Origin of the sequence: Exiguobacterium sp. SH0S7, from assembly GCF_004337195.1 — a bacterium.
Taxonomy (GTDB): Bacteria; Bacillota; Bacilli; order Exiguobacteriales; family Exiguobacteriaceae; genus Exiguobacterium; species Exiguobacterium aurantiacum_A.
Map to the genome: position 1 here is coordinate 133277 of NZ_SJVA01000003.1, position 21885 is coordinate 155161.

General features: G+C 50.1%; 16 protein-coding genes. 7 read left to right on the forward strand and 9 right to left on the reverse strand.

Going from position 1 to position 21885, the window contains the following annotated elements; genetic code table 11:
- Positions 1 to 37: 37 nt before the first annotated feature.
- Both EVJ22_RS07480 and gnd read right to left on the reverse strand, forming a co-directional pair.
- Complete coding sequence (locus EVJ22_RS07480) at positions 38 to 2476, reverse strand: sensor domain-containing protein (RefSeq protein WP_131443600.1); 2439 nt, start codon at positions 2474 to 2476, stop codon at positions 38 to 40.
- A 629-nt stretch (positions 2477 to 3105) separates the two neighbouring features.
- Positions 3106 to 3987, reverse strand: coding sequence for a phosphogluconate dehydrogenase (NAD(+)-dependent, decarboxylating) (gene gnd / locus EVJ22_RS07485; RefSeq protein ID WP_131443601.1), 882 nt, complete (start codon positions 3985 to 3987; stop codon positions 3106 to 3108).
- A gap of 205 nt (positions 3988 to 4192) precedes the next feature.
- On the opposite strand from gnd, the gene EVJ22_RS07490 reads away from it, so the two are divergent.
- From EVJ22_RS07490 to EVJ22_RS07500, 3 genes are all read left to right on the forward strand, one after another.
- Positions 4193 to 5014, forward strand: a complete 822-nt coding sequence (locus EVJ22_RS07490) for a YihY/virulence factor BrkB family protein (RefSeq protein ID WP_233589644.1) — start codon at positions 4193 to 4195, stop codon at positions 5012 to 5014.
- A gap of 116 nt (positions 5015 to 5130) precedes the next feature.
- On the forward strand, positions 5131 to 6054 hold the full coding sequence (locus EVJ22_RS07495; RefSeq protein WP_131443602.1) for an LCP family glycopolymer transferase: 924 nt from the start codon (positions 5131 to 5133) through the stop codon (positions 6052 to 6054).
- Between the two features lie 83 nt (positions 6055 to 6137).
- On the forward strand, positions 6138 to 7334 hold the full coding sequence (locus EVJ22_RS07500) for an alpha-amylase family glycosyl hydrolase (protein WP_131443603.1): 1197 nt from the start codon (positions 6138 to 6140) through the stop codon (positions 7332 to 7334).
- A 38-nt stretch (positions 7335 to 7372) separates the two neighbouring features.
- Here the strand turns inward: EVJ22_RS07500 and galE are convergent, their stop codons facing one another.
- Entirely contained in the window at positions 7373 to 8413 is a 1041-nt protein-coding gene (galE, locus tag EVJ22_RS07505) for a UDP-glucose 4-epimerase GalE (protein WP_071398247.1), read from the reverse strand.
- A gap of 196 nt (positions 8414 to 8609) precedes the next feature.
- On the opposite strand from galE, the gene EVJ22_RS07510 reads away from it, so the two are divergent.
- The 3 genes from EVJ22_RS07510 to EVJ22_RS07520 all read left to right on the forward strand — a co-directional run bounded on the left by EVJ22_RS07510 (position 8610) and on the right by EVJ22_RS07520 (position 11342).
- A complete protein-coding gene (locus tag EVJ22_RS07510) occupies positions 8610 to 9380 on the forward strand; it encodes a tyrosine-protein phosphatase (protein ID WP_233589645.1) in 771 nt (256 codons plus the stop codon).
- A 77-nt stretch (positions 9381 to 9457) separates the two neighbouring features.
- Positions 9458 to 10318: an NAD-dependent epimerase/dehydratase family protein gene (locus EVJ22_RS07515; protein WP_071398246.1), complete on the forward strand. Its 861-nt coding sequence runs from the start codon at positions 9458 to 9460 to the stop codon at positions 10316 to 10318.
- Between the two features lie 61 nt (positions 10319 to 10379).
- Positions 10380 to 11342, forward strand: a complete 963-nt coding sequence (locus tag EVJ22_RS07520; RefSeq protein WP_071398245.1) for an aldose epimerase family protein — start codon at positions 10380 to 10382, stop codon at positions 11340 to 11342.
- 239 nt (positions 11343 to 11581) lie between these two features.
- On the opposite strand, the gene EVJ22_RS07525 is transcribed toward EVJ22_RS07520, so the two are convergent.
- Together EVJ22_RS07525 and EVJ22_RS07530 are read right to left on the reverse strand one after the other, a co-directional pair.
- Positions 11582 to 13087, reverse strand: a complete 1506-nt coding sequence (locus tag EVJ22_RS07525; protein WP_131443604.1) for a hypothetical protein — start codon at positions 13085 to 13087, stop codon at positions 11582 to 11584.
- Positions 13084 to 14772 (reverse strand): hypothetical protein, encoded by a 1689-nt coding sequence (locus EVJ22_RS07530; protein WP_131443605.1) that lies wholly within the window; start codon positions 14770 to 14772, stop codon positions 13084 to 13086. Before EVJ22_RS07530 ends, EVJ22_RS07525 begins: the two co-directional genes overlap by 4 nt.
- Before the next feature lie 114 nt (positions 14773 to 14886).
- Here EVJ22_RS07530 and EVJ22_RS07535 point away from each other — a divergent pair, with 114 nt between their 5' ends.
- Entirely contained in the window at positions 14887 to 16065 is a 1179-nt protein-coding gene (locus EVJ22_RS07535; RefSeq protein ID WP_131443606.1) for a transglutaminase domain-containing protein, read from the forward strand.
- Positions 16066 to 16153: 88 nt separating this feature from the next.
- Here EVJ22_RS07535 and EVJ22_RS07540 read toward each other — a convergent pair whose 3' ends face one another.
- The 4 genes from EVJ22_RS07540 to EVJ22_RS07555 all read right to left on the reverse strand — a co-directional run bounded on the left by EVJ22_RS07540 (position 16154) and on the right by EVJ22_RS07555 (position 21839).
- Positions 16154 to 18397 (reverse strand): putative bifunctional diguanylate cyclase/phosphodiesterase, encoded by a 2244-nt coding sequence (locus EVJ22_RS07540; RefSeq protein WP_131443607.1) that lies wholly within the window; start codon positions 18395 to 18397, stop codon positions 16154 to 16156.
- 372 nt (positions 18398 to 18769) lie between these two features.
- Positions 18770 to 19465 (reverse strand): N-acetylmannosamine-6-phosphate 2-epimerase, encoded by a 696-nt coding sequence (locus tag EVJ22_RS07545; protein ID WP_071398239.1) that lies wholly within the window; start codon positions 19463 to 19465, stop codon positions 18770 to 18772.
- A 1-nt stretch (position 19466) separates the two neighbouring features.
- Positions 19467 to 20273, reverse strand: a complete 807-nt coding sequence (locus EVJ22_RS07550; RefSeq protein ID WP_071398238.1) for a MurR/RpiR family transcriptional regulator — start codon at positions 20271 to 20273, stop codon at positions 19467 to 19469.
- 24 nt (positions 20274 to 20297) lie between these two features.
- Positions 20298 to 21839, reverse strand: coding sequence for a maltose/glucose-specific PTS transporter subunit IIC (locus EVJ22_RS07555; protein WP_071398237.1), 1542 nt, complete (start codon positions 21837 to 21839; stop codon positions 20298 to 20300).
- Between the last annotated feature and the right edge of the window lie 46 nt (positions 21840 to 21885).

The following is a 21885-nucleotide window of genomic DNA, read 5'->3' on the forward strand; positions in this document are numbered from 1 at the left end:
CGTAACCCCTCTATGGTACAGACCACAGAGGGTTTTTTTACGGCTGCATTCGCTCTTGAAGCGCCATCACGACGCGGTGCGATTCACGTGCATCGAGATAGCTCGCCTCGTATTCGAACAAGCCGTTTTCGAGCTCGGTCACATGGACGAGTCGGACGCGGATTTCTGTCTTGTCACCGACTTGCGGCAATAGGATCTTCAATTCGATGGCATCGGTGACCGGCAGGCGGACCTGGGCGTAAAAATGCAGGATTTGCAGCCCGCTCTTCGTTACGAGGATTGGGGTCGAGCCGATCGACAGCTCCCTGTCGTGGAACTTGTGGATCGTCACGCTCGCTTCGAGTGAGAATGCCTGTCTCGTGACGACTGGTCCGACCGTCTCCGTCGTCGCTAAGAAGCGGTAATCGAGTGCCTGTTCGAATTGTTCGGCACCGAGCGGACGGCTGAACAAGTAACCCTGGACGATGCGGCAGTTGAGGCGTCGGACGACAACAAGTTGCTCGAGCGTCTCAACGCCTTCGATGACGACGTCCATCGCAAACTCCTCGGCCATGAACAGGATCGTCCGCACGATCGCCTGTGTTTTCTTGTTCTCATGCAAGTCAGCGGCGAACTGTTGATCGATCTTAATCGTCTTGATTGGATACTGTTGCAAATATGACAGCGACGAGTAGCCGGTACCGAAGTCGTCTAAGGCGATACGGATCTTGGCGGCGTCTAGCTGTTCGAGCGTGTCGTGAATCTTCCGATTGTCACTCAACACATCGGTCTCTAATATCTCGATTTCGAGAAGCGACGGTGTGAGCGTATAACGACGGAGCGCCCGTGTGACCGTCTCAGCATAGTTCCCATGCAACAGCCGTTTCGGCGACACGTTAATCGACACCGGGACGACGGGTAAATCTTTGTCCTGCCAGTCCCGAAGACAGGCGCACGTATGATGGAGCACCCAATCGGCGAGTTGGATGTGGAGATCGCTCTCTTCAGACAACGGGATGAAGTCGTTCGGCGGAATCCGTCCCCATTCCGGGTGTTGCCAGCGGACAAGCGCCTCGGCCCCGACGATCCGGCCCGACCAGGCGTCGACTTTTGGTTGGAATTCGAGGAAGAGTTCGTCCTCTTCGATGGCGCGGCGCAAATCGTTGCCGAGCTGATGTCGCCGATACGAGTCGATATTAAAGCTCGAGGCGTAAAAGACGAATCGGTCCATCCCCGGCAAGTTCGTCCGACCGAGTGCCGTGTTGGCGTACTGCAATAGCTCTTCGGCGACGGTCGAGTCATGCGGATAGCGGCTGACTCCGATTGAGACGGGCGGGCGCCATTCGTACGGGCCGATTTGGATATGCTTCTCCCTGAGTTTGAGCAAAGATTGGCAGTTCATGATCAACGAGGGCTCGTCCGTGACATCGGGTAAGAGCAACGTAAATTCGTCCCCACCGAGATGGCCGACGAAACTACCGTTCGGCAATTGGTGGAGCAGGGAGGAGGTGGCCGCGACGATCCAGTCATCTCCGACGGCGTAGCCGAAGTCGTGATTGATCCGATGAATCGAGTTGAAGCTGATGGTCAGGACCGCGATGTGCTCGTGTTGGTCCATCCGTTCGCCCAACTCATGGAGAAACAGGCTCCGGTTCGGCAAACCGGTGAGCGAGTCGTGCATGGCGAGCTGCCAGATCTGTTCTTCTTGCGTCTTCAGACGGGTGATGTCGTGGGCGATGCTGATGACCGCCACGACCGTGCCGTCGTCGTCAAACTTTGGGATGAGGCGTTCCTCGACCCAATTGACATCGTCGTTGACGTTTGTTCGATAGAGGACTGTCGTTTCCTGCCCTGCTTCGACACTTGCATGGGCAGCCCGAACCTTGGCAAAGTCGCTCCGGTGAATCGCGTGGTGGCAAGATGTCGGGTCCTCGCCCATCGCTTTCGGTGCCGTCTGGAACAACGTCTCAAATCCGGCGGTATAAAACTCGAGCTCCCCGGTCCGTAAATCTTTTCGATAGATGGACGCCTCGACATGCTTATACAAGTCGCGAAGACGTTCGACATCGCTCTTCAGGCGATCTTCCTGCGTGATGTCCCGGGCGATCCCGTAAACGCCGACGATCAAGTGGTTGTCATAGGCGGGGACGTTGGTGATTTGAAGCTTTAACATGCGGCCGTCCTTTCGTTTTGCCGTGCATGTATACATCGCTTCAGTTCCTGAGAGCGCGCTTGCGAAATGCGTTTGGATTCGTTCGGCGTCCGCTTCGGTCGTGAAGCGGGCGAAATGGGTGAACAGCTCACGTTTCGTGTAGCCGAGCATGAGCGACAGTTTCTCGTTGGCGTCGATGATGTTCCCGTGAATGTCGAGTAAGAAGACCGGATCGAGGTGTCCTTCGATGAAATGTTGGCCGCTCGCGGCGTCAGTGAGCTTGATCGGTAAATCAGTGGCAGCCAATCGAGATTTGAACGGATTGATCCAATTGAACCGAGTCATAGTTTCCTCCTTAATCTGAAATGTATCGAGTCAGGAACGGTGAAGCATTCCTAGTTTTCATTTCCAATCATTACAAAACAGCAGCGTTTACAAATATACGCATAATCTGACGAGTAGTAAATATGTTTGAGTGGACAGGTTTAAAAATGAGTAAAAATACCTAAAAGAATACGTTATTGAAGAATAATGATAACAATTTATATATATACGAACATATGCATAGAATTAAGAGAATATATTTTTAATGTATATTATTCCCAAACAATGATAGTGGGGTAATCGTAACCAGACGGTGATTCGAAGCGCTGCACGTGTCAGCCGACAGATCAGCATAGCGACAACACAAAACCGAGCGAATCATGAGTCTCAAAGTATACACCTAATTCAAGGAAAGGCCATAACATTCGTAAATGCGATGTGCATCACATGATAAACGGTCACAATCGAGCGGATCGACGACCTGGATCGTGCGGTGACATGTCTTCCACGGACAAAGCGTAAGGATAAAACCTATCCTCTGATTTCATGGTAACTGGTGTTCGCTACATCACGCTCTATTCGAAATAAGCAATTTACTGCAAACGAAAAAGGCAAGTCCCTCAAACGTGAAGGATTTGCATTTTTGTCGTTCATTTCTTCTCGACGGCATGCCCGCCGAACTCGTTCCGGAGCGCGGCGACGACCTTGCCGGAGAACGTGTCTTCTTCGAGCGAGCGTTGGCGCATCATGAGCGACATGGCGATGACCGGTGCTGGGACGCCGTATTCGAGCGCCGTCTCGACCGTCCACTTGCCTTCACCCGACGCGTGCATGACCCCTTTGATCGCATCGAGCTTTGCGTCCTTGTGGAACGCGCTCTCGGTCAACTCCATCAACCAGGAGCGGACGACCGAACCGTGATTCCAGACACGGGCGACTTGTTCGTGGTCGTAATCGAATGGGCTCTTCTCGAGGATCTCGAACCCTTCGGCGATCGCCTGCATCATGCCGTACTCGATGCCGTTGTGGATCATCTTGAGGAAATGACCGCTACCACTCGGACCGGCGTACAAGTAGCCGTTGTCCGTCGACACGTCTTGGAACAACTCCTCGATCTTGCCGAACGCCTCGATATCGCCGCCGATCATCGTACAGGCGCCGTTGCGCGCGCCTTCCATGCCGCCACTCGTCCCGACGTCGAAGAAGTAGATCAGTTTGTCGTTGAAATGCTCGGCCCGTCGCATCGACTCCTTGTAGTTCGAGTTGCCGCCGTCGATGACGATATCCCCTGGAGACAACAGCGCATGCAAATCGTTCAGCACACGCTCGGTCACCTCACCGGCCGGCACCATCACCCAGACGACACGCGGACCCTTCAATTCGTTAACGACTGCTTCGAGCGAATCGAGCGTCTCGAACTGGCTCGTCGACACGTTACCCGGGTCGTAACCGAGCACGCGGTGGCCCCCGTCCGTCAAATTGAGCGCTAGGTTGAGTCCCATCTTGCCAAGTCCAATCATTCCTAGTTCCATATTCGTTCCCCCCGTTCGTGAGATGTGTACTTTACTTCAGTACCCAAAATGCGCAGGGGCTAAAAGGAGTGAACACGAGTTGCAGGGAAACCGATAAGAAATAGGGAAAGGGACATGAGTTGAATGGACACGCTTCGTTATCAACTTCTTGATCTCGGCTAGGAAGGATATTGATAAAATGAATATTTCGAAATGGATAAACCTTATGAAAGAGATACGGCGACGCTTTCGCGACCATAATATTAATGACTACAGCGCCACATTGGCCTTCTTTTGGTTTCTTGCCATCTTTCCAACGTTTTTTTTATTATTCGCACTCATGGCGTGGCTTCAAATCGATGAGGCGCTACTAATTGAACAAATTGAAACATTGGTTCCAGGTTCGAGCGTACGAGAACTGTTTGCCGTCGTCTACGATGTGAGCGGAAGCGTCAATGCAGGTCTTCTTTCCTTTGGTGCCGTGATTGCTGTCTGGTCTGCCACGAACGGAACGGCTCGCCTCGTAAAATTGACTGTCTTTGCCTACGGGGAGACAGAAGGGCGAGGCTATATCCGCCGTCGTTTGATCGGCTTACTGACGCTGCTCGCTTGGAGTGTTGGGGCAATCATCTTGATCGTGTTTCATATTTTTGGTCGCGAGTTCATTGAACTGATGTATTCCTTGTTGCCGCGGTTAGAGGACTTCAATCGATTGGCGACACTGGTTCGGTACACGATTTCGACAGTCATTCTCATCGTGGCATTCTCCGCATTTTATATGGTCGCACCGCAGCAACGTGTACGCTTTACTGAGACACTCCCGGGAGCGATCTTTGCCGTCATTTCTTGGCAAGTGATTTCGACTGGTTACAGTGTGTACGTTGATCAGTTTTCAATGTTTGGCGACACGTACGGGACGATTGGTGTCGTCATCTTACTTCAAATTTGGCTCTATTTGACGGCGGCGACGATGTTGCTTGGTGCAGAAATCAACGCGGCTTGGCCATCTGACTGGAAACGACGAGCCGAAAAGACCCACTTCCCTTAAAAACTGAAAAGAAAATACTAGTATTTTTTCGGAAAGCGCCGTATTTCAATAGAGAGGAAGGGAATTCTTCATACTAACTCCGTATTTAAACAATACGTGAAAGCGGGTGAAGACTGATGGCAAAACATCGAAAAAAATCATCATGGAAAAAGCTGTTGGCGATTATTCTCGGCGTCATGACGGTTGCATTCATCGTCGGAGGGGGCATCGTCTGGTCTATGTATCGCAATGTCAATGAAACCGTGACGAGAGTAAACGATAACCTTCAAATCAGTGAGAAGCGCAAACAAGTGGAAACGATTGAAGAAAAGCGTTCGGTTTCAGTCTTGCTTCTTGGCATCGATCGCCAAGGGGGCGAACAGGGCCGGAGTGACTCGATGATTGTCATGACCTTGAATCCGGAGACGAACGAAGGGGCGATGCTCAGCATCCCGCGGGACACATTGACTGAGATTGTCGGTCGCGGTGTTCGAGACAAAATCAATCATGCTTACGCGTTCGGTGGAGCGGAGATGGCGATGGATTCGGTCGAGGCGCTACTAGCTATCCCGATCGACTATGTTGTTGAGACAGATATGGATGCATTCACTGAAATCGTCGATACGCTCGGTGGAATTACAGTGACGAACAACTTCGCCTTTTCAACGGACGGTTATCGTTTCCCGGTCGGAGAGGTCGAGTTGGACGGAGAATCGGCGTTGTCCTACACCCGGATGCGTTATGAGGATCCGAACGGTGACTTTGGCCGTCAAGAGCGCCAGCGTGCCGTCTTAACCGCCATCGTTGAGAAGGGGCGCTCTGACTTCTCAGTCGACACCGTGACTCGCCTCTTAGACGTTGCCGGTAATCATGCGAAAACGAATATAGAGTTTAACGAGCTCGTGACGCTGTCAACCGATTATATGAATTCGTTCCGCAATGCGAGCACGCTCCGCATCGAAGGGGCAGGGGGTATTGAATCAGACGGCATCTACTACTGGAATCCAGATGCGGCATCCCTTGCTGACGTGCAAAACGAGTTGAAGCGACTAATGGAGTAAGGCCGTCCGTAAAGACGGCCTTTTTAGCGTTTTAAATTAGCCGAAAGGTGGGAGTGATAAGAACAGACCTAGGAGGGATGATTATGATTTGGGACAAGTTAGAACCGATTGTACAACGACTAGAAGATGACCATACGGCAGAAGAGTGGCGTCGCACGTTAGAAAAGTGGGAAGGTCATATTTGGCACGATCATGATGCTGTAGACGAAAAGACGAGCGTGCTCATGGCTGATGCGAACGCCGTGACAGTGAATCGGAAGCCTGACCTTGATGCGCTCCATGAACTGTTGACAGACCATGTCCAGGCGTCGGTTAGTGATCTGTATCTTGTATCACTCTTTCCATACTCGACTCATCCAAGCGATACGCCTTTGAGTCCTCGCGTCAGATTATATGAAGATCTCGGACGCTTCAGTAACGAGTTTGAGCTCATGTTCGAGATGGATCTTGACGTCTACAATGAGAAACAGTTCGATATGCTGAAAGAGACGGATGCATTTATTGAGCGGCTCGCGCAGGGCGCTATGAAAATCCGCGTCCACATCCAGTCGTTTAGAGGGATGCCGGAAGACAGTATCAAAAACGTCCTCGCGCTATGGCATACGATACTCCACCATTATAAACCGAACGGACAACTCATTCTTGCTTGTGAGGCGGTAAATTGTTCAGCACATGTTTATTTTGAAGTCGTCGATGCAATCTGTCACTTCGACTTGTCTTCCCATACGATTCTAGCTTTTGCCCAAGGGAATGCTACCCGGCTCTCGGACTGGGCACGCTCCATCGAGGCGCCGCCGGCTGAGAAAACTTACTTCAATTTCTTGTCGATGGCGGAGCGGGACCCGTTCGAGAAAAACTTGATTGATCCGGGTGTCGAGATGCTACTCGCGGCCCATAGTATCTTGTTCTCGCTCCAAGGGATACCGTCCGTTGATTACCGTACGTTGCTTGGGGTAAGCACTCCGACCGACCGTGACACGCTCGTCCAAGAATTGAAGACCGACCCGTATCGTCTGCAAGTGTTCTCCGGTATTATCAGTCAGCTGAACGTCAAACGAACGCACCCTGCTTTTTCTCCGTACGCGGAACAACGGATTCTGAAACAGGATTCCCGACTATTCGCGGTAGAACGAAAGGCAGGCAATGAGACCGTTCAACTGTATACGAACGTCAGTGAGGAAACAGTCCGATTGCCTGTTCGTGGAGAAAGTTTATTCACAGGCGAACCGATTGAAACAATCGACTTGGCCCCATATGACTACGTATGGATCCGGACATGAAATTCCCCCGTCTCAAACGAGGCGGGGGGTGTTCGTCGTCATGAAGGACCAGTTTGCTGTCGATAACCGACAGGGTTTTTAGACTGCCACATCCATGCGTCGCGGCACATATCCTCAATGCTCAGTTGAGCCTTCCATCCCAATTGCCGTTCCGCTTTAGAAGCGTCGGCATAACAAGTTGCGATGTCCCCGTGCCGTCGCGCGACGACTTGATAAGGAACCGACTGTGTCGTCGCCGTTTCAAAGGCTTTCAAAAGTTGTAAGACGCTGTAGCCAGAGCCAGTCCCGAGATTGAAAGGTTCGGCACCGGTGTGCAAGAAGGTGTAAGCAAGTGCCTTTAAATGTCCGTTTGCCAAATCCATTACATGGATATAGTCACGCACCCCGGTACCGTCTTCTGTTGGATAATCGTCCCCGAATATACTCAGTTGCGGCAAGCGTCCAATCGCGACCTGGGTGATGTAGGGCATAATATTGTTCGGCGTATCATTCGGGTCCTCACCGATTTGACCGGACGGATGGGCCCCGATTGGATTGAAATAACGCAAAAGGGCGATACTCCAAAGCGGGTCGGCGGCTGCCGCATCACGCATAATGTCCTCAATCATCAGTTTGGTTCGTCCGTACGGGTTTGTCACGCGGAGCGCGGCCGTTTCAATAATCGGGACACGGTCGGGTGTACCATAAACGGTAGCGGAAGAACTGAAGACCATTCGTTTAACGTCGTGTCGATGCATGACTCGCATCAACGTGACTGTCCCGGCAACATTGTTTTCATAATAAGCGAGCGGGAGTTCAACGGATTCTCCAACTGCTTTCAAGCCGGCAAAGTGGATGACGGCATCAATCGCGTGATCGTTGAAAATTCGCTCGAGAAATAGTTCGTCTAAGATATCGCCTTCATAAAATTGAAGGGATTTCCCGGAAAGCTGTTCAACCCGTTTAATGGACTCTTTGCTAGAGTTTGACAGGTTGTCAATTACGACGACAGAATATCCATCGTCAAGTAATTGAACACATGTATGGGAGCCGATATATCCGGCGCCGCCGGTAACTAAAATTGTGAAAGCAGCACTCATAGGGATAACTCCTTCCTTTTAATAAAAGCAGGACTTCTATACCTATACCACCGACGAATCAACAATAAGAGAGAACATGCGATCATAATTTCGTTAAGATTGTTCATAACTATACAGCAACTGAAATTTGCCAGCTAATAGGAATATGGATGGAGGAAAACGAATAAATAAATGTTATGGCAAAGGAGGGAACGAAATGGAGATAGTCGATATACATTGCCATATCTTGCCGAACGTAGATGACGGACCTGCTACGATGGAGGAGGCGCTTGAAATGGCAAGACGGGCGAATACATCGGGTGTCACGGATCTTGTCGTTACACCACATCTGTTTCATCCGCAGTTTGATACAGAGACGATCAATGTCGAGCATGAAATGAACGAGTTGCAACGTACGCTTGATGCGGAGAAAATCGTGCTTCGCTTACATAGCGGAAACGAGGTCAGGATCAGTGGAGACGTGTTGGATGAACTTGATCAAGGGAATGTCAGGACACTTGGGAACTCGCGCTATGTGTTAATCGAATTTCCTCATCAAACCGTCCCTTCATACACAGAATCTTTATTCTTTGGGTTGCAGATTGCGGGCTATGTCCCCGTCATTGCCCATCCTGAACGGAATCAACAGTTACTCATCGAGCCAGAACGGTTATATCGTTTCGCATCGGCTGGTTCGTTGTCACAAGTGACGACGGCGAGTGTGGCCGGTCACTTTGGGCGACACACACAAGAGATGGCACTCGTTTTTTTACGTCATCAGTTAAGCCAATTGATTGCCTCGGATGCCCATAACAGTTCATCGAGAGCTTTCTTTTGGGAAGAAGCGGTAGCGGTGTTGAATAAAGAACTAGGCGTAAAGTGGACCGAAAAAATCCTTCATAACAGCGAATCGGTGTTGAAGGATGAAGTGATTTTAGTGGATGATTTGAACATGCCGAAGAAAAATTGGTTGGGGAAGTGGAAGTGATAGAGAGCCGCCGCGGCTACTCGAATTGGTTTAGTTTGAGGGGTAATTATCACATTTGCAATTAAGGGGGATAACACGTGATAAAAGTATTAATCACAGGAGCCGACAGTTACGTCGGAAAAGCGTTCAAACAATGGGTGGAAGACCGGTATTCAGAACGGATCCACGTCGATACGGTCGGGATGCGTGACGGTGCATGGAGACAACGTTCGTTTGAAGGTTACGATGCAATCTTGCACGTGGCCGGGATTGCCCATGTGTCGACGGATAAAAGTATGGAAGACCTCTACTACAAGGTGAACACGGAGCTGACCGCGGAAGTCGCAGCCAAAGCGAAGCGGTCTAGCGTCAAGCAGTTCATCTTCCTCAGCAGTATGATCGTCTACGGGGACGCAACGAACGCGAAAATAATCACGCGCGACACCGTGCCGAACCCGACCAACTTTTACGGCGACAGCAAGCTCCAAGCCGAGAACAAGCTCGCGGAGTTGTCAGACGAGACGTTCATGGTCGCGAACGTCCGGTCGCCGATGATTTATGGGAAGGGCTCGAAAGGCAATTATGTCAAACTCGCCGGGCTCGCACGGAAGATCCCGTTCTTCCCAAGCTATCAGAACAAGCGCAGCATGATCCATATCGACAACTTGTCCGAATTGTTAGCGCTCATCGTCTTGAACGGAGACGGCGGGACGTTCCATCCCCAGAACGCGGACTACGTGTGTACGTCCGACCTCGTCTCGATGATCGGGGCCGTCCACGGCAACCACGTCCGGCGCTTAGGTCTATTCAACGGCGTCATCGGAAAACTCGTCGACCGAAACGTCACGATGAACAAGCTGTTCGGGGATTTTGCGTACGCGAAAGAGCTGTCGGCGTATCCGCAGGACTATCACGTTCGCGATTTCTTTGACAGCGTCGTCGTGACAGAACGAAAGTAAGTGGAGTACGGCGCGTCGACTACGGGAATGAACAGGTAAACTAGTCGAAGTAGGTGAGCCAATGAGAGAAGCAACGATTGAAAACAAGAACGGTATGCTGCTGTCGGCGATCGAGTATGGCTGTGCCATGACCGAGCTGACGGCACCGGACCGTGACGGTAACATGGACTCTGTCATTTTGAAATATGGCGACTTGGATCAATACCTCGAGAACCCGGTCTATTTGGGCTCGGTCGTCGGCCGTATCGCCGGAAGAATCCGTAACGCCGAGATTAATGGTGTGGCCTTGACCCCAAGCGAGGCCCCGCATCATATCCACGGCGGGACGGACGGTATCACGTCGCGGTATTGGGACATGGACGTCGACGGACAGGCGATTCAATTCATATACTTAAGTCCGGACGGGGAAGAAGGCTACCCGGGGAACGTCCGCTTCAAAGTCATCTATGAACTGACGGACGACAATGAACTCGTCGTCACGATGACGGCCGCGACGGATGAACTGACGTGGGTCAACTTGAACCATCACAACTATTTCAATCTCGGTGGCCAGCCGACGATCCACGATCATCTGCTGACGTTACCGGCCGACCACGTCGCGCGGCTCGATGACGAGTCGCTCCCGACCGGGGAACTGCAGCCTGTCGATGCGACACCGTTCGACTTCCGCGACGGGAAACGAGTCGGCGAGGCGATCACGTCAGACGACGAAGCCATCGCGAAAGCGGGCGGGCTCGATCATCCGTTCATCTTGAAGGATGGGGTGGCGCGGTTGCATGACCCGGTGAGCGGACGCGTGCTCGACGTCGAGACGAACCAACCGGTCATGGTCGTGTATACGGCCAATTTCCTCAGTGAAGAGACACCCGTCACGCTCGAGGGACGGCAGAAGCATAGCGCCATCTGTTTAGAAGCCCAAGCGCTTCCGGACGCGCCGCACTATCCAGACATCGCCACATCGATCGAACTGAAACCGGGTGAGCTGTATCATTCGAGGACGGTGTATCGGTTTGGGGTGGAGTGAAAAAAGACCATCAAACTTGTGTATGACAAGTTCGATGGTCTTTTGCGTTGCGCTTTTACAGTATATAGCTCATTCAACACTTCGGTCACCGTCGCACTAAATGAACGAAACGCAAGAGCATCGACGAGCGACGTCATGGCTTCTTTCACAATGATTACGTTCGTCCAGTCGGAGACAGCGGTCGAATTTTCTAGTTGTAAGATGGTACGAGTAAGTAGGGAATAAGAGCTCTTTTATGATCAGTATTCGCCGCTGAGTTTCTTCCATTCTTGCTCTAAATGAGCGTCAACGGCTTTCCAGTCGTACACGTCTTTCCCGAGCACATGCTTCAGCTCTTGCATTGAGGCGAAGGCAAAGCGACTCCAGGCGACGTAGTTCAAGCGTGTCGCAAATAAAATCGGGACGTTGCCACTTCGGATGTAGGCATCCATCCCGTCGGTCAGGCATAGAGCACCGTGACCGACGAGCAGCATCTTCCGGAGTGTCGGTTTGTTGCCGACAGGGATTGACTCCAACCATCCGTTTTTGTGATAAAACAGACTCTTCAAACCCCAAAGCAGGCGGATGACGAGTTCGTTGAAGACGACCGGAACCGCCATCGCGACACCGTGACGCGCATCATACCCGCTCTCGAACACTTTAGTCGAGAAGTCGGCAAACGAGAGTGTCTTGCCTTTATGGGAAACCTGTCCGAAGTCGGCGAATTGGAACAGTTCGAAAAATGGGAGCGGGATGCCAGCGCCACGACGACCATCGTCATGCCCCCGGACACCACTCGATCCTGAAACGTCTGATAAAAGATGACCAATCCAGTTAGCGAACCCGGCGAACAGTTTAGCCAACACGTTTCCACCTTGAAGCACCTGCGTCCCGTCTTCTTTTGGCTCGAGCCGAAGCAGTCGGCCGTCCGAGATGAAACTGGCCTTACCCGTGAATTGATCTAAAATCGAGAAGAACAAACCGATGATATCCGGCGCGTGGGCAAGTGATTTCAAGTGGTGGTCCGACGGGCGCATATTGAGCGTTGTTGCGCCCATCTTTAAATCACTCGCATAGCGCGCGTCGTAGTTCACTTTAAACCGACGCTCTAAAAAACCGATGGCGCTCGCAATCGAATCCGGTTGTTTGCGGAGACGGGCCCCGTTTTTTTTATCCTGTTTCCAGACGAGGTTTGCGAACTTGATGACGACGTTGTCGACTTTCTCATCTGACCAACTGCGAAATTTGCTGTCCGTTGGTGAACCGACAAAGAAACTGTCAATCACCCCCGCGACAAGACCGCTGAAGGACGCAATCATGTAGTCGTAGCGGTCACATTCCGCTTCCTTCAGCAAGAACTCTTCTTTAAATGACATCGCCAAGTCGTGCAGCTGTCGCGTTGTGAGTAAATGGACGAATGGGTCATCAAGTCCCGTTACGTCATGCCTTGCGGCGTACGAATCGAGCTCGTTCAAATAAATGTCCCAGGAGACGCCCGAGACTTGAATCGGCTCGAGTTCGTCAAACATCGGGACGGCTAGCGGTGCAAGCGTTGTTGCCTCCGCTGAAAGAGACTGCCCGTTCATGAGCCGCATCATATCTTCAAACAAATCATCGAGGACAGCAGCCTGCGCATCCTGTGTATTTTCAAGTTGTGATAGATGCTTGTTTACTTCACCTAAGCGTTGCTCGGCCTGGGCGGCTTGATGCTGTTGGACGAGTAGCGCTTTCGCCTTGTCTACCATGTCTTGTTCGGACCGGTTCATCTGTCACCGAAGACGTTCTTGACGAGACGCTTCGCTCCACCCGTCACTTCAGCGAGACCGCCGCCTGTCATCTCGAAGTAACCGATCGCTTGGAATGACTCATGCAATTGTTCTAGTTCTTCGAGCGTGAGCGTCTCTTTCAAGACGAGCTCCTCTTTGTTACTGAACGTCATGTCATCCAATTGGATTGGTTCAGGCGTATAACACGTATAGATGTAATCGCGAATCTTTTGATATGTCGCTTTCGACGTCAACTCATCTAAGCGAACCGTACTCAGTTTTGACGGTAGTTGCGTCATGATTTGTTCTTTCTGCGAATGGGTTTGCTTACCGGCGCTGAATTGAGCACTTTGGCTGAGCATCTGTAGCATATTGGATAACTGATTGATTTTCTCCGAATTTTCATTCCCCTGTTGGATGGCGACAACGAGACGACTTGAAATCTCATTGATGTCTTCGAGCAAATAGTTGAGCGTCTGCTGAGTGTTCCGGATGATGGCTTGAAGCATATATTCCCGTTGCTTATTATTCTCGATATCTTTAATTCCTGTGATTTTCTTCAATCCCTGGTATGTCCCGACTCCGATGACGACCAACACCCCGATCCCGGTGAACATGCTCGAGAATCCAAGCAATCCGCCCATGCCGAGAGAAGCCAAACCAGACGTCAATCCGGCAGCGCTCAAGCCGACGACAGATCCTGATAAATAGATGGCTGTCAACGGGACTCCGACCGCGGCCGCTTTCGCCGCCAAGTCTTTCATCGACTTGGCAATCTCAGAGTCATTTTTCCGGAACGTCAAAATATCCTCATCGCTTTGGATAGCACTCGAGATAAGTTCGATTTCTTCTCTTGAAATCGACAGATCCTCTTTCAGCTGTTGGAGAAACGCATTCTCAAACCATGCTGAGAGTGGCCGCTTTAATTTGAACAGATAAAGTAAGTCTTTGAACAATGATTTCTCGACGATGGAGAAATCGAGCGTCGTCGACAGGGCACGTAATGCTTCAAGCAAGTCGGTCGTCGAAGTGTGAAGCGACGGGTTGCTCAAGTAGCTTCGAAGCTGCAATCGATACTCGGAACTGAGGTGAATCCGAGTGACGAGTGACATGAGTTCACTGTACTCTTTCGCATCGATTTGCTGGTCGTCGACAAATGTGAAGTTCGCCAAAATTTTTAAATATGTAAGTTTATACGTTTCCGGCAAGTCGGCGAGTGGGGTCACTTGCGAGACGTTGACGAGTTCGTCTTGATTCTCTTTGAGTGCCGCGATGCCGTTTAACAATTCGACAACACCTTCGACGTTATACGTCGCGAGCTTGTCAGACATGCTGTAATCGTACTGTTCGGTGTGCATGACGACATGGAGCTTCTCTTTTCGTTTGTCGTTTTTATATGTCACTTCTCGATCCAAGTCGACACGTTGTAAATCTTTGTAGTATACACAGATTGGCTTTTCAAGAAGCGGCTTGAAGTAGAAGCGGTCTCCTAAAAACAGCATGCCTTCTTTGCCGCTCTTAAAGAGCGTCGAATCGTACAAGACGACGACGTGTTCTGGAAGTGCATCTTGCGCATAAGTTTTAATGGCACCGTTCAATTTTTTGTCGGGTACGTTCGGGGCGATATGTGTTCCGTCACCGAGCAAAGTTTGGGCGTACTCTTTCAAATATGTATTAATATTCATGTGGCAACACCTTCCATATATTGTTTATAGAGTTATTATATACTTATAGAGGTTTAAGAGTAGGGAAAATATTCTACTCGGTAGCATACATGAACGAGAGGAGAAACGAGCGTCGTGAATGTCATCATGTATACGTTGATCGTGTTATTAAGTGGGGGTATTACGATTCTCTTATTTCGTCAAGGACGTGAACTGAGGATTGTCCATCGAGCATTAAAGCGTGAACTTCGTCCCATCCGAATCGAGTTGAAAACGTATGAGCATAACCCCGCTAAACAGTTTGAACTGCTCGATCCGGTGTACCGGAAAGTCGTGTTTCAGGTTCATCCTAAATTGAAGATGAAACGGACGCAGCTAGAACAGATAGTCAGCAATGAACTGAACAGATTGATTAAAAGCAAGCGGTCGGCACTTTGGTCGTCCATCGTCGTGACTGGACGCGGCGTTTTGACGATGACAATGCTCGGGGTCAGCTTCGTGAGCGGATACATGGTGTATATGGAAGGTGACATGACGGAACTTTTCGGTCCGAAACAAGTCGAGAGTCAAACCGCTACGATTTTAGGGGACACGTTCGAGTTACCAGGCCAGATTGCCTCACCAGAAGAACTCGGCATGGCGCTCGCTTATCATATGAGCCAATTCGATGAATCATTCAGCATCCGTTATATCGGTAAAAGTCGTGACTTCGAGCAAACGATGGATGAAGCGTGGGATTGGCTCGAAGCGAACCATATTTATGTCTTCCGCTTGTCACGCGGAGGCGAGACAGAGTATCGGGATCACGGTGGATATGTCGATTTGGATATGCAATTGGCCTACGATATGAACGTCGAGGAAGCTAAGCAAATCGAAGCAAAAGTCGATCAAGTCGTTACGGAGATGCCTAGCGGCTTGAACGATTATGAGAAAGTGAAATATGTGAACGACTACGTCGTCTTGAATACAGCTTATAACTTGGATAGCGTGGCGAGTCCGTTTACCCCGTACTCGATTCTATTCAACGGGGAAGGTGTCTGTGAAGGGTACGCGCTGACGACGTTGCTTCTGTTAGAAGCGGCTGGAGTAGAGGCGAGATACATCTCAGGCGAGGCCAGGACGGAGTTGCACGCGTGGAACCTCGTCAAGCTGGACGGTGCTTGGTATCATCTCGACACGACGTGGAACGATCCGGTCCCGAATCGGCCAGGAAAAGTCGGGTACGACTACTTCTTGGTGTCGGACGAGACGCTACAGAAAGATCATACGTGGGAAGCGGGGAACTATCCGGTGACGGGGCGGACCGATTTTTAATGACTCGCTGGTCTAGGAATGCACAAAACCCTGAATGAGCACGTTCACGTGCAAGCATTCAGGGTTTTGTGTGCAATTTTTAATTATCTCAATGGATGAATGAGAAAGACTTTAAATATCGTTCAAAGTCAGCTCGATCTAGCGGTTTAGAGAGCAAGTAGCCTTGACCGAGCGTACAGCTATTTTGTTTAAGGAATTGTAGTTGGAAGTCTGTCTCAATCCCTTCAGCGATAATATCCAAATCGAGGTTCAACCCAAGTTCGATGATTGTTTTAACCATCGGTGAAGACGCGGACTCATCCAATCCTTTAACAAACGATTGATCGATCTTTAACGCATCAATCGGCAAATGTTGTAAAACATGCAGCGAAGAGTAGCCTGTACCGAAATCATCAATCGAAGTCCGGACACCAAGTTCCTTTAACTGATGCAATAGGGTCGTCGTCACTTTCGTGTTCTGCATGATGGATTCCGTAATTTCGAGTTCAAGACAAGACGGTACGATCCTTGTACGTCCGATGATTTGTTTCACCATAGCAATGAAATTTTCGTCTTCTAATTGCCTGACCGAGACATTGACGGCGACATTCAACTGTGGAATCCCGAAAGATTGCCACTCCTTGACTTGGTGGCATGCTTCTTGCATCACCCACTCTCCGATATCGATAATCATACCTGTCTCTTCCGCTGCAGGAATAAACTCCATCGGCGAGACCATTCCTAGGACAGGGTGGTTCCATCGCAACAGCGCTTCGACGCCATTCAATTCATTGGTTTTTAAATCGATTTTTGGTTGATAAACAAGATGAAATTGCTGTTTCTCGAGCGCAATCTTTAACGCTTTTTCAATCTCCATCTTTCGTTGCATTTTTGTCATCATTTCGGTGTCGAATAACAGAAAATCATTTTTCCCTTTCGCCTTTACTTCGTACATGGCGACATCCGCCTTCGTCAATAAGTCCTCGGCGTTTTCTGAGTGCTTAGGAAACAGACTGATTCCTATACTCGGGGTTAGACTCATGGTTTTCTCAGCGACCGTCATCTCGATTGCAAAGAGGTCGAGCAAGGCGTTCGCAAAAATCTCGGCACTTTCTTCAGACCCTTTACGCAACACGACTACAAATTCATCCCCGCCGAGTCGATAAAGACGCTCGTTCTCTCCCGTGATTAAACGGATATGTTCCGCGACAGCAATCAAGACTTTATCGCCTACGTGGTGTCCAAGCGAATCGTTAATATATTTGAATCGATCTAGATCAATCATCAATAGCGCCAATCGTTCATCCTTATGGCTTATATAGCGTTTTAAATCGGTGATAAGGCTATGACGATTGCGCAACCCTGTCAGACTATCATGAAAAGCTAGATGCTCCATTTGCGCAAGGATGTGCTTGTTTTCTCGAATGATGAAAAACTGTCTTCCGACAATCAAGAAGTAAGTGACTGTTAAAGCGACACTGAGTACGTTGATTTTCCAGTCGTAACTATACATGACGAGCACATTTAATAGAATGCCACTCGCATAAGGCAAATAGAGCTCGTACTCCGCGTTCTGGTTGATTTTATTTTTGCTCCAGGTGCCTGACAAATATTCGTGGGATAAGAGTCCCGTTAATCCAATCAGAAGTGGAGCGATTGTCCACAAAACGTGAGCGACATTTGAAATTTCTGGGTACGAGATTACCATCATGACATCCGCAGTTGCTTGTAATAAAAGTCCTGCCACTAAAAATAAGATCGTCTTCTCTGTTTTTTCTGCTTGGACCATATAGTAGAGAATAATACCTAAGAACAAAATACCAAGATCGACGAATTGATAAATATACATAATCGCGTGAATATAAAGTGGATAGTCTAACGCAGATTGGAATGGCTGCAACAAGAAATGGGAGCTGACGGCCATCGCCATGACCATATAGATTGAGAGGTTAAACCGATATTGACGGTCAGTAAGTAAAAAACCACTTTTTTGCGTGCGATCAATGAGCGACATCAAAAATAACGGGTATGAAAAAATCCAAAATAAATTTGCGAGAAATCGTTTCGAGGGATGCAGATACTGCATTTCTAACAGTAACCATACAAAATTTCCGATTGTCAGGGTGATAAGAGCCCACAAGATATATATCCAATATCGCGGAGGGTCGTTATGGTGACGAATCGAGGTGGTCATCCAGAAGACACTAACCATTCCAGAAAAAAATGGAAGTATACCGATGCTCATCGATTGATGATTATCTAACATCGTAACGAGAAAGGTGCATGCTAAAAAAATCCCGCTAATTGTCAGATATAAAGATAATGGTGACCGTTTATGCTTACTCGCTGCCATACGTTTGACCCTCTCTTTCGATTTTTTTTATGATACGTGCAAGTAAAATGAAGGGTCGCTTCGTTCGATTTTCATTGAGGGACATGCGAAAAATCCCTGAGGTGGTCAGTGCTCTCAGGGGAAATCGAAGTCTCGTCTAAAATGCATCCTATCATTATGCTCCTCTATCTCATCGTGATTATCGATAAAAACGATAGTCTAAATATCATTTTATCATTTTTTAGATTTTTGTTCCTTTTTTTATAAAGCATTACTAGTTTAATTAATCGCATACAAAAAACCTCGAAGGGATCACGTCTATCATCCAATTCGAGGTCATGTTGAACTTCTCAATTCTGATTCTTAATAGTGATAAGGGGAGAGGACAGGCACTTATATTGAACTTTCAGAGTGTATGGCTAAAGCAGCCTCAAACCGCGCCGTGATCTGTTGTGGACGCGTGATGGCTCCACCGACGACGACGGCGTGAGTGCCGAGGTCCATGCAGCGTTTCGCCATCTCCGGCGTCAAGATGTTACCTTCGGCGACGACCGGTTGCGTGACGCGGTCGAGCACGTCTTTCAAAAACTTGAAGTCGTCGTGGAAGAGGAGCGAGCCGTTCGTCTCGGCCGTATAGCCGTGAAGCGTCGTCGAGATATAGTCGAAGCCGAGTCGGTCCGCTTCGATACAATCCTCAAGCGTCGCGCAGTCAGCCATGAGGAGTTGGTTCGGATAAATCGAACGGATGGCGTGGACGAGTTCTTGTAGTGTCATGTTGCCAGGACGCAATCGTTGCGTCGCATCGAGGGCAATCACGTCGACGCCGACCTCGATCAATTCTTCGACTTCCTGCATTGTCGCGGTGATAAACACGTCGCTGTCCGCATAGTCGCGTTTGACGATTCCGATGATCGGGACGTTCACTTGCTGTTTGATTTCACGAATATCTTTCGCCGAATTGGCTCGGATGCCTTTGGCGCCGCCTTGGACGGCCGCGATTGCCATCCGACCCATGATGAAATCGCTATGGAGCGGCTCATTCTCGAGTGCTTGGCACGAGACAATCAATCCGGTTGGTAAATTCGTCATCTTAATCACTTCTTTCTTTTAATCGATCGAGCGCTTTCAATGTCTTTAAATAATGCGCTTTTAAGTCTTCATTCGTTTCCATCAATGTCTTCGTCACCGCGTCCGCTGTGAAGAGGAGCGGGAGTTGTGTGTTGATTAAGAACGCCTCACCCGACGCGCCGGCCGTCAACAGTCGATGGTCGACAAGCTCGGCGAGAGGGGAGTGCTGATAACCGACGAAAGCGACGGTCGTACAGCCCGATTCTTTGGCGAGCTGGACGGCTTGGACGACCTCTCGGCTCTCACCGCTGTTCGAGAAGGCGATAATCAAGTCGTCTTTCGTCACAATCGAGGCGTCCATGACCATGCTGTGGCTATCGAACGCCGTCGTCGCGAGCAATCCCATGCGCCGCAAGCGGTACTCCATCTCTTGGGCGACGAGCCCGGCGTTACCGAGTCCGTATAGATGGACCGAGCGGCAACCTCGGATATGGTCGCAGATGGCTAACAGCTCGTCTTGGTCGATCAAGTGAGCGGTCGTCTGAATCAATTCGATATACGACCGTTGCATCGGTTCGAGCGACGTCGCCGTCTGGGGCAAGTTCGTTTCCGTCAATGTCTTTTGCATCATGAGCTTCAGTGCCGAATAGCTTCCGACCCCGATCGTTTTACAGAACCGGGTCACGGTCCCAGGTGACGTCTGGATGGCTTGCGCCAACTCGGTGATCGTTAACTCGATGGCGTCGTTCATATTCGTCATGAGGTAATCGGCAATCTTCTTCTCACTGTCCGTCATCTCTGGATAGACGTCTTTCATTTGTTCCCACACGGCTGTTCCCTCCAACACAATTCGTTATTCGCCCCGGCCTAACGCCTCTTGGACTTCATTCTTAATAATTGTAACAGAAGGACCGTAAATTACTTGAATCCCATTTCCTTTTTGCACGACCCCGTGGGCGCCCGTCGCCTTCAACAAATCCTCACGGACGTGTTGGTGGTCGTTGACGGTGACGCGGAGGCGTGTCGCACAGCAGTCGACCGTGTCGATATTGGCATCGCCACCGAGTGCTGCGATGATTGCTGTCGTACGGTCTGATGCATCGACGTCGGCTGTCTTAACAGCTGTCTCATCCGAGCGACCTGGCGTCATGAAGTTGAACTTCGTGATGAGGAAGCGGAACGTCACGTAGTAGAGCAAGAACCAGAAGGCACCGATGACCGGTACGAGCATCCAGTTCGTCTTGTCATTTCCCTGTAAAACCCCGAATAAGATAAAGTCGATGAACCCGCCTGAGAACGTTTGACCAATCGTGATCTCGAAGATGTGGGCCATCATGAAGGCGAGTCCGTCAAAGATGGCGTGGACCAAGTAGAGGACCGGTGCCACGAACAAGAAGGCGAACTCGAGCGGTTCCGTGATTCCCGTCAAGAACGACGTGAGCGCCGCTGAGAACAAGAGACCGAAGACGACTTTTTTCTGTTCTGGTTTCGCACAGTGATACATGGCTAGTGCGGCACCGAGGAGACCGAACATCATCGTAATGAAGCGACCTGACATGAAGCGGGCCGTCCCTTCATAGAACTGGGTCGTGCTCGGGTCGGCGAGCTGGGCGAAGAAGATCTTCTGCGTCCCTTCAATCAACGTCCCGTCGATAACCAGTGAGCCCCCGAGGCCGGTCGTCCAAAATGGGATGTAGAAGATGTGGTGCAACCCGAACGGTCCAAGCATCCGGAGTACGAAGCCGTAGATGAACGTCCCGATATAGCCTGTCTTGTCGACGAGTCCACCGAGCGAGAAGATGCCGCTCTGCACGGTCGGCCAGATGAAGTAAAGTGCGATTCCGACACCGATGGCGACGAACGATGTGATGATTGGCACGAAGCGTGATCCACTGAAGAAGCCGAGGAACTGCGGGAGCACTTGCTTGTTGTAACGGTTATGCAAGAGCGCCGTCACAATCCCGATCAAAATCCCGCCGAAGACACCGGTCTCGAGCGTTTGAATCCCGAGCGCCATCCCTTGGCCGGCACTGGCGAGATCCGTTTCCATCAATTCACCCGTGATTTGAAGCATGGCGTTGATGGTGGCGTTCATAATCAGATAACCGAGCATTGCGGCGAGTCCCGCTGTCCCTTTATCCGATTTTGCGAGCCCGACCGCGACTCCGATTGCGAACAGGACAGCCAAGTTGGCGAAGACGATCGACCCGGCTGCGGCCATGATGGTGAATAAATGCTGAAGCCAGGTGATGTCGAGGAATGGATACGCCTGGACCGTGTTCGGGTTCGAGAGCGCACCTCCGATCCCGAGTAAGAGTCCCGCTGCCGGTAAGACAGCGATGGGCAGCATAAATGATTTCCCGAATTGTTGTGCCCGTTCAAATAAACGTGACATGAGATAAATCCCCCTTAAAATTATTTTCACATGAATCATATTATGA

Excerpts from the sequence above, each read along its gene's own strand:
- EVJ22_RS07500 (WP_131443603.1), top strand. The coding sequence starts at position 6,138 with ATGATTTGGGACAAGTTAGAACCGATTGTACAACGACTAGAAGATGAC.
- EVJ22_RS07545 (WP_071398239.1), bottom strand. The coding sequence starts at position 19,465 with ATGACGAATTTACCAACCGGATTGATTGTCTCGTGCCAAGCACTCGAG.
- gnd (WP_131443601.1), bottom strand. The coding sequence starts at position 3,987 with ATGGAACTAGGAATGATTGGACTTGGCAAGATGGGACTCAACCTAGCG.
- EVJ22_RS07510 (WP_233589645.1), top strand. The coding sequence starts at position 8,610 with ATGGAGATAGTCGATATACATTGCCATATCTTGCCGAACGTAGATGAC.
- EVJ22_RS07525 (WP_131443604.1), bottom strand. The coding sequence starts at position 13,087 with ATGAACCGGTCCGAACAAGACATGGTAGACAAGGCGAAAGCGCTACTC.
- EVJ22_RS07495 (WP_131443602.1), top strand. The coding sequence starts at position 5,131 with ATGGCAAAACATCGAAAAAAATCATCATGGAAAAAGCTGTTGGCGATT.
- EVJ22_RS07555 (WP_071398237.1), bottom strand. The coding sequence starts at position 21,839 with ATGTCACGTTTATTTGAACGGGCACAACAATTCGGGAAATCATTTATG.
- EVJ22_RS07490 (WP_233589644.1), top strand. The coding sequence starts at position 4,193 with ATGAAAGAGATACGGCGACGCTTTCGCGACCATAATATTAATGACTAC.
- EVJ22_RS07480 (WP_131443600.1), bottom strand. The coding sequence starts at position 2,476 with ATGACTCGGTTCAATTGGATCAATCCGTTCAAATCTCGATTGGCTGCC.
- EVJ22_RS07530 (WP_131443605.1), bottom strand. The coding sequence starts at position 14,772 with ATGAATATTAATACATATTTGAAAGAGTACGCCCAAACTTTGCTCGGT.
- EVJ22_RS07540 (WP_131443607.1), bottom strand. The coding sequence starts at position 18,397 with ATGGCAGCGAGTAAGCATAAACGGTCACCATTATCTTTATATCTGACA.
- galE (WP_071398247.1), bottom strand. The coding sequence starts at position 8,413 with ATGAGTGCTGCTTTCACAATTTTAGTTACCGGCGGCGCCGGATATATC.
- EVJ22_RS07520 (WP_071398245.1), top strand. The coding sequence starts at position 10,380 with ATGAGAGAAGCAACGATTGAAAACAAGAACGGTATGCTGCTGTCGGCG.